Raw genomic sequence first — 12824 nt, forward strand, 5'->3', positions numbered from 1 at the left:
AAATTGTTCAGATAGCCAGAGGCCCGGAGCTGTTCCGGCTTTCTTCAAAGCGATCCAGCGCAGCAGCCATCCGCTCACGGCCCAGCTGAATCAATTCCGGGGCCTTGTGATAATCGTAGCTCCGACAGGCATTCTTCGGGATATTCACCAGCAAATCCGGCGGGTAGCCCGCGATCTTGTACTGCACAAGCGCACTCTGCATGGTCTCGATGGTGAGGTTCATCACATCGAATTTGCCGATCCCGAGCTTGTCCCAGTCGATGGTTTCGTGCTCCTCCTGGCTCTTCTTGTCAGCCGGCTTCTTATCCGTCTGCTTTTGATGCTCTTTCTTGTGCACTGCCCGGCTGATCTTTTCTTCCGGGCTGTCACCGTTGTCCGGCTTCCGGGCAGTCAGGGATTTCAGGGCATCCCAATCAAACCAGCGCGAGGCCTTCTCACGGATGGTATCCACCCACTCGTCCATATCCGTGTTTTCAGCCTCGCCTGGAGTAAACGCAGCGTCCGGAATCCGTCGACGGCGGTCATCCTCGCCACTGAGATTGACCGCAACGATGATGTCAGCGTGGGAGGAAATGGTCGGGATGATTGGCAAAGGATTGAGCAAGGCACCGTCCACGAGGACTCTGCCATTGAGAACGAGAGGTGTGACAACACTTGGAATCGCCACCGAAGCGCGGATAGCCTGATCCAGAGGCCCTTCCTGAAACCAGATTTCCTTGTGGGCGAGCAGATCTGTCGCCACGGCCGTAAAGGCAATGGGCAGGTTTTCGATCCGGGTATCTCCCAGCATTTCCCTTACAACCGAAAAAATCTTCTCGCCACGAATAGCACCCACGGAATTGAACGTTACATCCAGGAGCTTGAGGACATCGAACTGGCCCAGACCGGTAACCCAGTCCTTGTAGTCCTGCATCTTGCCGGCTCCGAACATACCGCCGATCAGGGCCCCCATGGAACAGCCGGAGATAGCAACGATGTCGTAGCCACGCTCCACCAGAACTTCGATGGCGCCGATGTGGGCATACCCTCTGGCACCACCACTTCCCAGCGTCAGAGCCACGGTCTTGCGCGGTTTGTTCCGGTCTTTGCCTTTTTCCGGGTTTGCCGGAGCACGGGTAGCGGAGACATCAGAGCTGCTCAGGACCTTCGAGACGTTGTCCTGCGGATCTTTCTCTGAGGGCTTGTCCTTTGGATCCTGATCGTCATCCTTTGATGTGCCCATAATCATTACCTCGAGATCACCACCACTTCTACCCGGTCGCCCTGCCTGTCTGGATCACTGAAGACACCTGCCGGCCCCACAACGATTATCTCCTGTTGAGCCCGGGAGACACCCGTTTTGGACAGGACCTCCGACAACGATTCGGTAGCCAGGCGGGCACGCTCCATCGCATCACTGAAGGACTCATCAGTCTCCAATACAGAATAGCCCACCAGTGCAACCACCGTACCCTCTTCACGGGCCAGATCATTCACCCGCCTACGATCCGTTGCCTGCCAGTCGAACCGGTAGGTTACACCGCCTTGCCAGGGAACAATAATCGGCCCTTCAACGCGGTTGGCCATGGTGCCAAAGCCGGGAATGGTCGCGCCGGATTCGACCCGCAGGTGCTCCACCCACACATACTCCCGAAGGTTGCCGCGAGTCACCGTGTAAATGAGGGTCAGCCAACGGGCGCCGTCCTCGGCAACGGTGCCCGCCACCAGATAATCCTGGGTTGCATCACGGCCATAGAGAACCGCCTGATTAAAGATCTGGTTCGCCCATACGTTGCTTCTTCCACAACGGATACTGGAGCACTCGAACAGAATCTGGGCGTTTCTCTCGCGCAATAGAGCGAGGTAGTGGTCCCGCGCTTCCTCGCGACTTGAGTCTCGGGCAATCCGGTACAGGCGCCCTTCCCCAGTCACGGGCAAGCGGGCCAGGGTTTCGGAGCGAATCTCGTTATTGACTTCCCGCACGGGGCTGAACAATACCAGGTGTCCCGACGACTGAATCGAGACCGTATCTTCAAGCGTCGACTGTTGGTAGGCCTCGGGCATATCATCAGGAGCAGACTGCACACCGGAAGACAGTGCCAATAATCCGAGGATCGGAACCAAGAAACGTGTGAACAGTAATTTCAGCAAGCGATTACTCATTTTCCAGGAATTGTTTGATAGCTGTTGCCGCCGGCCCGGTCTCGCCATCCAGATGGCAATGGTGACCTCCCGGCACGTTTACGATCTGGAGGTTGGCGATAGCGTCAGCGCGTTTATCCAGATCCTTTCTGTACGAAAGAAGTCCTGCATCGGCTCTGACAAAAAGCACACGGGTTTCGATAGCAGACAGCGAAGCCAGCACCTGCTCTTCGGTCATCATCAATGGAGACGGGTGCCGTAACCTGGGATCGGTCTGCCAGACGTAGCCCTCTCCCTCGGGTTTCATATTGCGCGGAATGAGTGTCAGCGCGGCCTCGGGGCTGAGCGGGCTCAGCCCGCCCTCCCGTGCTTTGGCGGCCGTGGCGATATCCGGATAGACAACCTGGCGGCCAGAGCCGGCAATGCGTTTTTTCACAGCTTTCCGGAGCTGGGGAATGGTTTCCTTAACCGGACGGCTCAGTGCGCCCAGGCTGTCGATCATCACAAGATTCCGAATCCGTTCAGGGAAAGCTGCCGCGTAGAGAGCGCCGACGATACCACCAAGAGAGTGACCAACAAGGTTGATCCTGCCATCCGGTGTCTCCTGGAAATAGCGCTCAACCAGCTCAGCCAGATCCGCCACATAGTCCATCAGCAGGTAACTCTGGCCTTCCGGGCGGTGTCCGGAATGGCCATGTCCGGCGAAGTCCAGGGCGTAAACAGGCCCGAGAGCTGTCAGTTCCGGTGCCAGCTTGACAAAGGTAAGGCTGTTGTCGAGCCAACCGTGCAGCATGATGATCGGAGTACTGTCGTGGGCTTCAGTCGCCGGAGGCCAACTGAGACCGGCCAGGGTGATGTGCCTGAGCTTCCATTCCGACTCCCGGAATGCCGGAGCGGTTTCCTGGATGCCGCTGCCCTCTGGTTGCCTGCAGGGAGCCTCCGTGGGAATCGCCATATCGTTCATCCAGCTCTCGCCTTTACATTGTGTGGGTTGGGCGATCGGAACTCAGTGAGCCTGCCAGATAGGATTCAATCTTGGTGCGGGCGGTCTCGTCGTCACCGTTGAACTGGACACCGATTCCCGCCGCGCGGTTACCCTGGGCGCCCTTGGGCGTTATCCATATGACCTTGCCGGCAACCGGGATCTTTTCCGGCTCATCCATCAGGTTAAGAAGCAGGAAAACCTCGTCGCCCAGTTGGTACTGTTTCTGCGTCGGGATGAACAGGCCACCCTGGCGGATATAAGGCATGTATGCAGCGTAGAGCACTGCTTTATCCTTGATTGTCAGGGTAAGAATGCCACTGCGCGCGCCAAATCCTGGCCCCATAACTGACACCTTTCTAATAGATCGTTTTGAATAAATTTCGGGATCTGAAAATCCCTTTCATTCCGGAATCATAGCAGCTGTTGGCACCAAAGGCGCAATCCGGCGGAGGCCGGGCAACTAAGCTGCCGGCCGTTTGACCGGCATCAGCTTTTGCCAGGCAATCAGAAGCCGGCTCGCTTCCAGCTCCGGGCTGGCGTTATAAACACTTGCCGCCCTAGAGTCCTTTACCATATCAAGCAGTTCATGGGCCCGCCAGGCGGAAGTGGTCCTGGCAAGGAAGCCGAGCATATCGGCCGCATCGGTGTCCCGCGCATTGCCGCCAACAATCAGGCGGGCCAGATCCGCTGCCCAGGTTTCGAACAACCACAGGGTGTCCTCCAGGCCCATCGCCTTGAACGCCTTGGCGGCTTCACCCACCGGAATCCGGGATTTCATGAATTCCTTGAACCGTTCCAGCGCCGTATCCCGCAGACCAATGAAATCGCCGGTGGCATAGTCGAGAGCCAGCCTCGGCGCATTCCCCGCCAGCATCAGGGCTTTGGCCAGAACCTCCGAAGACGGTTGCGCATCCTCGGGCAGTTCCCGAACACGGCTCGCGAGCCACTGGTTCGCTTCGCTGTTAGCGGGCACCGGCACAGTCAATGTCTGGCATCGGGACCGAATGGTGGGCAGGACCGGACGCCCGCTTTCCTGCAACAGGATCAGGGTCACGTTCGGCAGCGGCTCTTCCAGCGTTTTGAGTAACGCATTCGCCGCATTGATATTCAATTGATCCGCACGATCAATGATCGCCACTTTGTGGTGTGCCACCTGGGGAGACGCCACCGCAAACGACGACAGCGCCCTCACCTGGTCTACCTTCACCATGCGGGATTTTTCCGGCGTATAAACCCGGATATCGGGGTGGCTGGCAGCGGCCAGGAGCTCGCACTGCTTACAATGGCCACAGGCGATTGGCTGGCCAGAATCCCGGTTCAGAGGGTTATCACACAGCAACAATCCGCCGACCGCCCCGGCCCAGGCACGCTTACCCACACCACGCTCCCCCGCAAGGATAAGGGCGTGCGGGAGCCTGTCTTCTGCTACCCGGCTCTGGACGGTTTGCCAGGCGCGGCTGAGCCAGGGCATGTCTTGGGCAATATCAGTCACGAGGTCTTCCTGTCCGGGTCCTTGATCTGCGCAATTGGCGCTTCCGTAGTTGACGCTTCATAGTGGCGAGCAGGCGGCGCATTCGCTTCAGCTGTTCACCGCCCTCGTCGTCTTTATCAGCGCTATAGTAATGGCTGTTGACCAGGCGGGCAAAAAGCCTCGCCGAATCCGCAGCCGCCGGTTCCGCTTTCGCCAGTCGTGACGCGAGCACCGATGGCGTTTCACCATGGCGCACGGGCACCCCGGCACTGGCACACAGCCGATGCCAGGTATCCACCACTCTCCGAAACGCGTCACGTCGTTCTCCGCGCCGCATCTGGAAAGCGGAAATCAGCCCGGCGATCAGCAAGCCGGCGCCAACGATACCGGCTGTCATATACCCCAGCTCGCGCATGCCGAAACCACCTGGCAGCCTGGACATCAGATCCATCTGGCTCTGCCCCTGGTAACCCACTACCCAGCGCTGCCACTGGTAGTTGATACGATCAAGCTGAAGGCTTGCCCACTGCACCAGGGCGACATCGGCGTAACGCTGAGGCGAGGCCCAGTTATCCTCCAGAAAGGATCCCTCTTCGGCAACGGCGTCCCGAAGACCGGACTCGATCCTGTCCGGCGCAATGGCCGCCGTAGGATCGATCCTTACCCACCCTCGCCCATCGACATAGGCTTCTACCCACGCATGGGCATCATACTGGCGCACAATCAGGTAATCGCCCCCCGCTCCGGTTTCGCCACCCTGGTAGCCGACCACAACCCGCGAGGGAATACCGGCAGCCCGTAAAACGAAGGTGGTTGCACCCGCGTAGTGGGCGCAGAAACCGCGTTTTGCATCAAACAACACGGAATCAATGCCATCATCGGGCATGGCCGGTGGCCGCAGGGTGTAGAAGTATTCCTGCTCACGGAATCGTTGCAACAGAGCACGAATCACCTGCTCGTCGCCCATACTTCGACGAAGCTCCCGGGCCAACTCCCGGGCTCTCGGATTGCCTTCCCGGGGCAACTGAAGGTAACGCCGCAACTCGGCGGGGCTTTGTGTCTCAGCCGTCGAAGCCTCTCCCTCCAGGGCCAGCCGGTAACGGACCGGGCTGTCGGCAGGACGTCGAAATCTGAAAAGATCGGCACTGTCTTCAAATACGTTGTCCGAGACCGCCCTGGAGTTCTCAAGTGCGAACGCCCAGCGCTGATCGGTTGGCTCCAGAAGAACGTCATACTGGTTCGATTCCAGCTCTCCTATGCCCCCATCAATCGCAACCCGACCAAGAGGGCGAAAACCCTCGCGCTGGCCCTGGCGCCAGGTCTCCCCATCCAGATAATCGAGAATCAGACCCCGCCAGTACCGGTCGCGGTAGGCAGGCATCTCGCCTCCGAACGTTACCCGGAAGGCTCGCTCACTGCTCTGGGCAAGATTGGAAATATCGCCGGGTCGCATGGTGTCGCTGATGCCCGTACGAGCCTCACCCGATACCAGCGGCACGCTCCACAAAGGCGACATCCGCGGGAAAAACACAAACAACAGAACCACAATCGGCAGTGTCTTCAGAAACATCCCACCCAGCCTGCGCCAGCCAGAGGTCATTCCCCCGGGTAATTCCGGCGCATTCAGCACCTGTAACCCCACCAGCAATAGCGCTATGCCGGCGAAATTCACCAGGGCCCAGAGAATCTCCTGATGGAACAGAAAATTGACCGTTGCCAGATAGACAAGGATAAAAAACAGAACATAGAAGTCCCTGACTGACCGGGTCTCCAGCCATTTGAGACCCACCGCGAGAACAAAAAACGAGGCGGCAGTGTCCACCGTAAACCGCCCCTGAACCGTTGCGACATAAACACCAATCAGCACCAGCATGATCCCGGTGCGTAACAAGCGGCCGGGAAGCCTTACCCGCCCGTACTGCGCCAGCCATCGCCACGCGGCCAACACGGCACAGGCGGCGATCAGCCACAGGGGCAGACGGTCCCACTGGGGCGACAGTAACAGGGCAAAACTGGCAATCAGCCAGAGCAAAGCCCGGGAAGGCAGATTAGTCGTTGTCCCTTCATCCGACTCATTGCCTCTAAGGCGGTCCATCAAACTCAAGCCTGCCCCTCCGTAACCCACTGGGAGGTTGTCTCTCTTTGTTTCTTTCGCGTTCCATGGGGCTCAGCCATCGCATCCCGCGGCCGCTCCTCACCCCAGGTTGCCAATACCCGGAGGCACCGGGCCGCATGGGCCGGTCCGGAATCAGGCTCGATGATCTGCCCCGGAAGATTCAATCCAAACCGCACACCACTGCGGCCTCGTTCGTTTACCAGATACGCCAGGTAACTCAGCCGCAATTCATAATCCGCGCCCGGATAGGCATTAAAATCCAGCCAGTAGGGACTACCCTGCTCACCCTCCCAGTCGGCAACCACCATCTGCCCGGTTCGGGCAAACCGCTTCCAAAGCACCCGCTGGCTCAGATCACCTTCCCGCCAGGGCCGGATATCGGCATGATCGTTCCCTTCAACGGACCGTACCTCTGCAGACTCCTCGCCGTCCTCAACGGTGCTGAACGCCTCCGGCGCGGGCACCTGCCTGGGGAAGACAACACCGGCGGACACCGGCCGGATCCAGGACCAGGCCTTCAGCAAGCCAAACGGAAACCGGGTTTCTATACGGATCCTGTCCGGGCGCAGGTATCCCCGGTGAGCGGAATGAACTGGCAGGCTGACGTCCTGCGCCTGCCCGCAATGGACATGCACCGGGGCATGGCCCGATTCCTCACAGGAAAGCAGGATGGCAATGGCATCGTCCCGGCCCGCCCTGAGCCGGAACCGGAAGGGAATATCATCGCCGGCAAAGCCCTCTCCCGGCTGGATCAGGGTGAGTTCAACACCAGACAGATTCCGATGGGTCTGGTGCATGGCGCCGACAAAAACGGCACCCAGGAGGAACGTGCCCAGATAAATCAGGCTGTTCTGATAATTGATGCCGGTTAACAGCATGATGACCAACAAGAGGCCAAACACGACCCCTGCGCCGGTGGGCAGAATGAAGATGTTTTTCTGACTGAAGGTCTGGAGATCGGACCGCGGAATCCGTCGGTTAATCCAGCGACGAAATCGGTTTCTGAACGGATTTTTCATAGTGTCACTGAGGCCCTGCAACGCCAAAAAAGTTCATGGTATTCGACCATGATTTTGCTGTGATTAGTAACAGTACCGAAAAATCAAAGATTCTGATCACAATCCCGGATCTTCAAGCTTGAATTCCTGTCCTACAAACCGAATACTCGACTCAGGGAGCGTATTTTTTAAACAACAAGGGTCCAGATTATGAAACGCCGACACCTGCTCACCAGCGCCATCAGCAGTCTGGTTGTTGCTTTACCTGCCTATGCTGGCGTTCAGACTATGACCTCAGACGAAATGGTGGAAACCTATGTGAAGGATTCCGCCGTTATTGTTGTACCCAAAGAGCGGAAGAAATCCGACGCCGACCGGCAACGCATCCTGCGCTCCCTCACCATTTCCCCCGGCGAACCGGTGCTGACCGAAGCGGAAGAAGAAGCCTACCGGGACGCCCTGCAACGATACGTTGATGAAGGCAAGACCGATGCGCTGGAAAACGCCGAAGAGGAATTTCTACGGCGCGCCCTGCTCCTGCCCCAGGAAGAAATCGCCCGGGCACAGCCGCCGGCCGAGTTTACGCCAACGATTCCACCGATAATCTTCGGACAGCAGGCACAGATTCCGGAAGAGCCTTTTACACAGACGTTTCTTAACGATCAACTGGGGATTGGGTTCGATGGGCAGAATGTGAATTTCAGCATTGGTAACCCGCCGGGGATTGACCAGATCCAGGTTCCACAAGCAATTAATGAAGGGCCGGTTACCTTGACGCCAAGGCCTGGTGGTGGGTTTGATCTTTCTATTGCGGTGCCGGATCAGTAACGAAGAATTCGTTGGTTCGATTTGAAAACGGCAGCCAGGATTGGCTGCCGTTTTTTTATTGGCCCGAGTTTTCTTCTAGCCAATAAAAACGCCCCGCAGAGCGGGGCGTATCACCAATCTCTTGGCGTCAGGTAAGATTACTTACCGTAAACAGCAAGCGTGGTGTCAGAGATATGCAGGTTATCAATACCAATGGTACCGATATTAGTTCCACCGATACGAGTCTCTTGGATGTTTACGTCCATCAGAACATCGTCGACGTCTACCCGCAAGACATCTGAACGGGTTCCATCGAGATTGTCACCTTTGTATATATCAAGGCGGGCAACCGCGAACGATTTGTTGGCGCCGTTATTGCCAGAAGCTAGCGCCGCAAGGGTGCCCTCAAGTACCGGATCTTCGCCGTTCGGATCGTTCAGAAGGGCTGAAATTTCGGCGTCAGTGTAGGTTTGACCACCAGCGTTCGCACCTTTAATGCTCAGGCCGGTAATACCCACTGCCAGGAAATCCACTTCGTAGTCCATCTGCTCGACAGTAAATGCTGCATCCAGATTCAAGGTGCCCGTGTTAGGGCCAGCTGCAACATCGGTGGTATCAACCCGAATATCCAGAGCGCCTAACAAACCCCACGCTTTCATTCCTGAAATCAGTGTGGTGTTTTCCGTCGCAGAAGAAGCATCCACATTGTCACGTAAGCTCATCTCACCAACCTGCATACCCCAGTCGATGGGCGCACCAGTGTTTGAGCCAACATGAATAACTGCGTCGCCATCTGCGGCAACATCAATATCGATCTTCAGGTCATCCAGCAGATTGCTTTGAGTTGCCAAACCCGGCACAGCAACGGGGTCACCAGTGTTTGGGTCTGTAGCAATCAGACCACTAGCGTTCGCACCGCCGATTTCGATGTCAGAGACCGCGAATGTACCTTCATCGGTGTAGGTGAACTCTCCGATGGAAACGCGGGTTTCCAATTCGATAGTTACACCTGCCTGGCCGGTTACATTACCCATCGCGCTGTCATCCAACGCTTTTAGGTCAGCATTAGCTGCAAAGGGAGCCGCAGCAACCGCTGTAGCAAGAGCAAGTTTCTTCAGGCCTTTCATTATTATCTCCTTGAGTAAACTCTTTTTGATTGTTTTCCGAGTTTTATTTTTGTGAAGTTCTGTAACCTCACACCTCCATTTAAGATTGTTTTACAGTCGGAGTCCGTGAATGAACGCACAGTTCCGGAACACTAAGCTACAGCTTGCGCCTGACACTCAGGCACCCTTTTTCTTCTGGTCATAAAAGATCTGAAATGACTTTTCCTGCGACATAGCAGCTCCAAATGAGACATCCCCTTCGTCTAACTCAAGAGGAATCAATTTCAAGCCTGAGATGCCCAGTCGATGTTCATGCTCTACTACTACAACCCTCTGCTTCTCACCTTCTTTGGTTATGGTGCCTGGATAAACAATTAACGCGGCATCAATTTTATTGTGCCGGGCTAAAGACCGCAGGCTAGCCCTGAAAACTTGCAGCTTCGCTGAAGGAGGTGCACTCTCCGCTGCCTCATCGAGCCTCACTTTTTTGAGTTTCCGATCTTTTAAAACCATCCATGCACCCGGCCCGAAAATCCCCGAATTCTCTACTTCTTCCTCTACAACGGACATTGAGGCTTTCAGCATTGAAGTGAGATCTTTTTCCGCCGTTAACATGGCTGCAGCCAGCTCCTTTTTTGTGAGCTTGCCGTCAGATAAAACACTGGAACCTTCACTCTGGTGTTCCTGAGAGGTCGCTGTCACGGAGAAGCAGACAAGTGAAAGAATCAAAAAAAGGACCTTTAAATAACCAAATCGCAAGGTATTCATAGAAACTCCATGTGCAAAGGACTGCCCTTGCCTCTCGGGACAAGCGCTTCCATTTAGTTTTTTTATACTGGGGACGCCCTACCAACTCGGATAGAATGCCGATCAACCGTATAATCAGCAGTTGAATAAAGCGTTAGTTAATTAGATCAGCGCATCCATAAAAGTCACAACGCCGATTTTGTGTGCTGTTTATCATTTTTTGAACATTCCGGAGGAACCTTGAACCCGGCAACCATGCGTGAACTCAATCAAGACGGCTACCATCGCCTGCTAAGCTATGCCTGCCGGGAAGCGGATTTCGCCTATATTGGGAGTGTCGGTCACGGCCCCGCCCGAGGAGTCTTCAGCGGTTTTTCTGCCAGAGCTCGCGCCACCGAAGTGCTCCAATACCCTGTGCCTCCGGATTTCTGCTCCGATCAGCTTGCCCAGAGCATGGAAAGCCTCGTCCGTCAGTTCCAGATCGAACAGGAACCCAACCCGGAATGTCTGTCCGGCGGGTGGATTGGATTCCTCGGTTATGAGCTCGGGTATGTCAGGGAAAGCCGTCTCAGGCAGCTCTGTCCATCTGTGGATGCTCCCCTTATGTCTGCAGGATTTTATCTTTGGACGGCAAGTCACAATCGCAAGACAGATCAATATTGGCTCTGGATTCATCCGAAGTGCCCTGGTGAGACACGGGATCTGCTGGAGCAGTGGCTGGGCTCGGACGAACCCGCAGCCACCACCGGATGGTCTATGTTTTCCCGATTTCAGCCCAGGCAAACACCGAGTGCCTTCAGGGCCAGCGTAGAAAGGGTTCGCCAATACATTGAGGCCGGAGATTGTTATCAGGCGAATCTGTCCCAGGAATTCTCAGGCCGTTTCGTAGGGGATCCCTGGCGAGCATTCCAGGCGCTTTCGGATGCTAACCCTACTCCCTACAGCGGTTTTATCCGATCAGGCGAAGCATCGATTATCTCGGTCTCCCCCGAACGTTTTCTCGAGATACACGATCGCACCGTAACCACCAGCCCGATCAAGGGCACCAGGCCGAGAGGCAGAACACCGGAAACAGATCTGGCCTATGCCTCTGAACTGGAAGGCTCAGAAAAGGACCTTGCCGAAAACCTGATGATCGTCGATCTTCTCCGCAATGATCTGGGCCTGAACGCGAAACCCGGAAGCGTGAAAGTCGACAAACTCTTTGCTCTTGAGTCCTACAGGAACGTTCATCACCTCGTCAGCCACATTCGCGCGGAACTTGCCGACGGTGTTACGCCGATGAAGGCCCTGTTTGACGCATTCCCGGGTGGTTCCATTACGGGTGCGCCCAAGGTCCGAGCAATGGAAATCATCCGGGAGCTGGAGCCCCACTGGCGCGGTCCCTACTGCGGCTCGATTTTCTATCGCGGACTGGATGGAACGCTGGACAGCAATATTGCGATTCGAACCATGCTGTGTGATGGCGAGGGCACCATTCGGTGCTGGGGTGGTGGCGGTATTGTTGCGGACTCAGATCCCGAGGCTGAATATCAGGAGACGCTCGCAAAAGTCGGCTCTTTAATGCGGTTTCTGGAAGAGTTGGTGATCGACTGAAGTGAGTTCGGGTGAACATGGGGGCAGAAGAGAGCGTTCTTCTGACCCCAATTTCAGTCCTCCAATCAGGGGTTATGGATCTCGCTGGCCTTGAGAAACTCCTGCCTCAGATCCTCGAAGTTATGCACTGCAGGGAACTGCGGGAACTCGTCGATTACGTTTTGCGGCGCATGGAACAGGATACCGGCTTCGGCCTGGCCCAGCATGGTAGTGTCATTGTAGGAATCACCGGCAGCAATCACGCGGTAATTCAGCAACTGGAATGCCCTCACGGACTGTCGCTTAGGGTCGCGCTGGCGCAGCAGGTAGTTGGTGATCTGGCCGTCGTCTGCAACTTCCAGCTTGTGACAAAGCAGTGCCGGATAACCCAGCTTCTTCATCAGGGGCATCGCGAATTCGTAGAAGGTGTCGGACAGAATCACAACCTGAAAACGCTCGCGCAGCCAATCCAGAAACTCCCGGGCGCCGGGCAGCGGGTCCAGCTCGCCAATCACTTCCTGGATTTGCGGAAGGCCATAGCCGTGCTGGTCCAGCAGCTTGAGGCGCTGCTTCATCAACACGTCATAATCCGGAATATCGCGGGTGGTCGCCTTGAGCTCTTCAATGCCGGTCTTTTCGGCGAACGCGATCCAGATCTCCGGGATCAATACTCCTTCAAGGTCAAGGCATGCCAGTTCCACAACGATCTCCTGCTTTGATTGGTAAAGGGCCAGTACGGTCAATCCGCCTGCCTGTATTCGGTGCGTATGATAAGAAAAACCGGCCAGGATTGCATCGTGGAAGTGTAAACCCGCGCTTTTGAACGCGGAATAACCATATAGATCGTCATTCCTTCAGGGTATGAGGCATTTAATGGTAGCCTTTTCGGTCAGTTAGA

General features: G+C 56.1%; 12 protein-coding genes. 2 read left to right on the forward strand and 10 right to left on the reverse strand.

The genetic code is table 11. The features are described from left to right. Positions 1-7: 7 nt before the first annotated feature. From AC5JQH_RS00420 to AC5JQH_RS00450, 7 genes are all read right to left on the reverse strand, one after another. The gene (locus AC5JQH_RS00420) at positions 8-1222 is read right to left on the reverse strand and encodes a patatin-like phospholipase family protein (RefSeq protein WP_053115589.1); all 1215 of its coding nucleotides are present in this window, start codon (positions 1220-1222) and stop codon (positions 8-10) included. Positions 1223-1227: 5 nt separating this feature from the next. After that, complete coding sequence (locus AC5JQH_RS00425) at positions 1228-2142, reverse strand: DUF4892 domain-containing protein (protein ID WP_050898270.1); 915 nt, start codon at positions 2140-2142, stop codon at positions 1228-1230. Next, positions 2135-3085, reverse strand: coding sequence for an alpha/beta fold hydrolase (locus tag AC5JQH_RS00430; protein ID WP_491713122.1), 951 nt, complete (start codon positions 3083-3085; stop codon positions 2135-2137). The genes AC5JQH_RS00425 and AC5JQH_RS00430 overlap by 8 nt, the downstream gene beginning before the upstream one ends. A gap of 13 nt (positions 3086-3098) precedes the next feature. Continuing rightward, positions 3099-3449 carry a PilZ domain-containing protein gene (locus AC5JQH_RS00435; protein WP_008171779.1) on the reverse strand — a complete coding sequence of 117 codons (351 nt, stop codon included), beginning with the start codon at positions 3447-3449 and terminating at the stop codon, positions 3099-3101. Between the two features lie 117 nt (positions 3450-3566). Next, positions 3567-4598, reverse strand: coding sequence for a DNA polymerase III delta subunit-related protein (locus AC5JQH_RS00440; RefSeq protein WP_493805130.1), 1032 nt, complete (start codon positions 4596-4598; stop codon positions 3567-3569). After that, entirely contained in the window at positions 4591-6672 is a 2082-nt protein-coding gene (locus tag AC5JQH_RS00445; RefSeq protein ID WP_493805961.1) for a transglutaminase TgpA family protein, read from the reverse strand. Before AC5JQH_RS00445 ends, AC5JQH_RS00440 begins: the two co-directional genes overlap by 8 nt. A 5-nt stretch (positions 6673-6677) precedes the next feature. Continuing rightward, positions 6678-7712: a DUF58 domain-containing protein gene (locus AC5JQH_RS00450; protein ID WP_008171785.1), complete on the reverse strand. Its 1035-nt coding sequence runs from the start codon at positions 7710-7712 to the stop codon at positions 6678-6680. A 189-nt stretch (positions 7713-7901) separates the two neighbouring features. Here AC5JQH_RS00450 and AC5JQH_RS00455 point away from each other — a divergent pair, with 189 nt between their 5' ends. After that, positions 7902-8519: a hypothetical protein gene (locus tag AC5JQH_RS00455; protein ID WP_008171787.1), complete on the forward strand. Its 618-nt coding sequence runs from the start codon at positions 7902-7904 to the stop codon at positions 8517-8519. Between the two features lie 137 nt (positions 8520-8656). On the opposite strand, the gene AC5JQH_RS00460 is transcribed toward AC5JQH_RS00455, so the two are convergent. Beyond that, positions 8657-9625, reverse strand: a complete 969-nt coding sequence (locus AC5JQH_RS00460) for a DUF6160 family protein (RefSeq protein WP_493805131.1) — start codon at positions 9623-9625, stop codon at positions 8657-8659. A gap of 156 nt (positions 9626-9781) precedes the next feature. Further along, positions 9782-10372, reverse strand: coding sequence for a hypothetical protein (locus tag AC5JQH_RS00465; RefSeq protein ID WP_493805132.1), 591 nt, complete (start codon positions 10370-10372; stop codon positions 9782-9784). Between the two features lie 234 nt (positions 10373-10606). On the opposite strand from AC5JQH_RS00465, the gene pabB reads away from it, so the two are divergent. Further along, positions 10607-11947, forward strand: a complete 1341-nt coding sequence (gene pabB, locus AC5JQH_RS00470; RefSeq protein ID WP_493805962.1) for an aminodeoxychorismate synthase component I — start codon at positions 10607-10609, stop codon at positions 11945-11947. Between the two features lie 65 nt (positions 11948-12012). Here pabB and thrH read toward each other — a convergent pair whose 3' ends face one another. After that, on the reverse strand, positions 12013-12627 hold the full coding sequence (gene thrH, locus AC5JQH_RS00475) for a bifunctional phosphoserine phosphatase/homoserine phosphotransferase ThrH (RefSeq protein WP_008171796.1): 615 nt from the start codon (positions 12625-12627) through the stop codon (positions 12013-12015). Positions 12628-12824 lie beyond the last annotated feature (197 nt).

It is taken from the genome of Marinobacter sp. H13 (assembly GCF_059072335.1).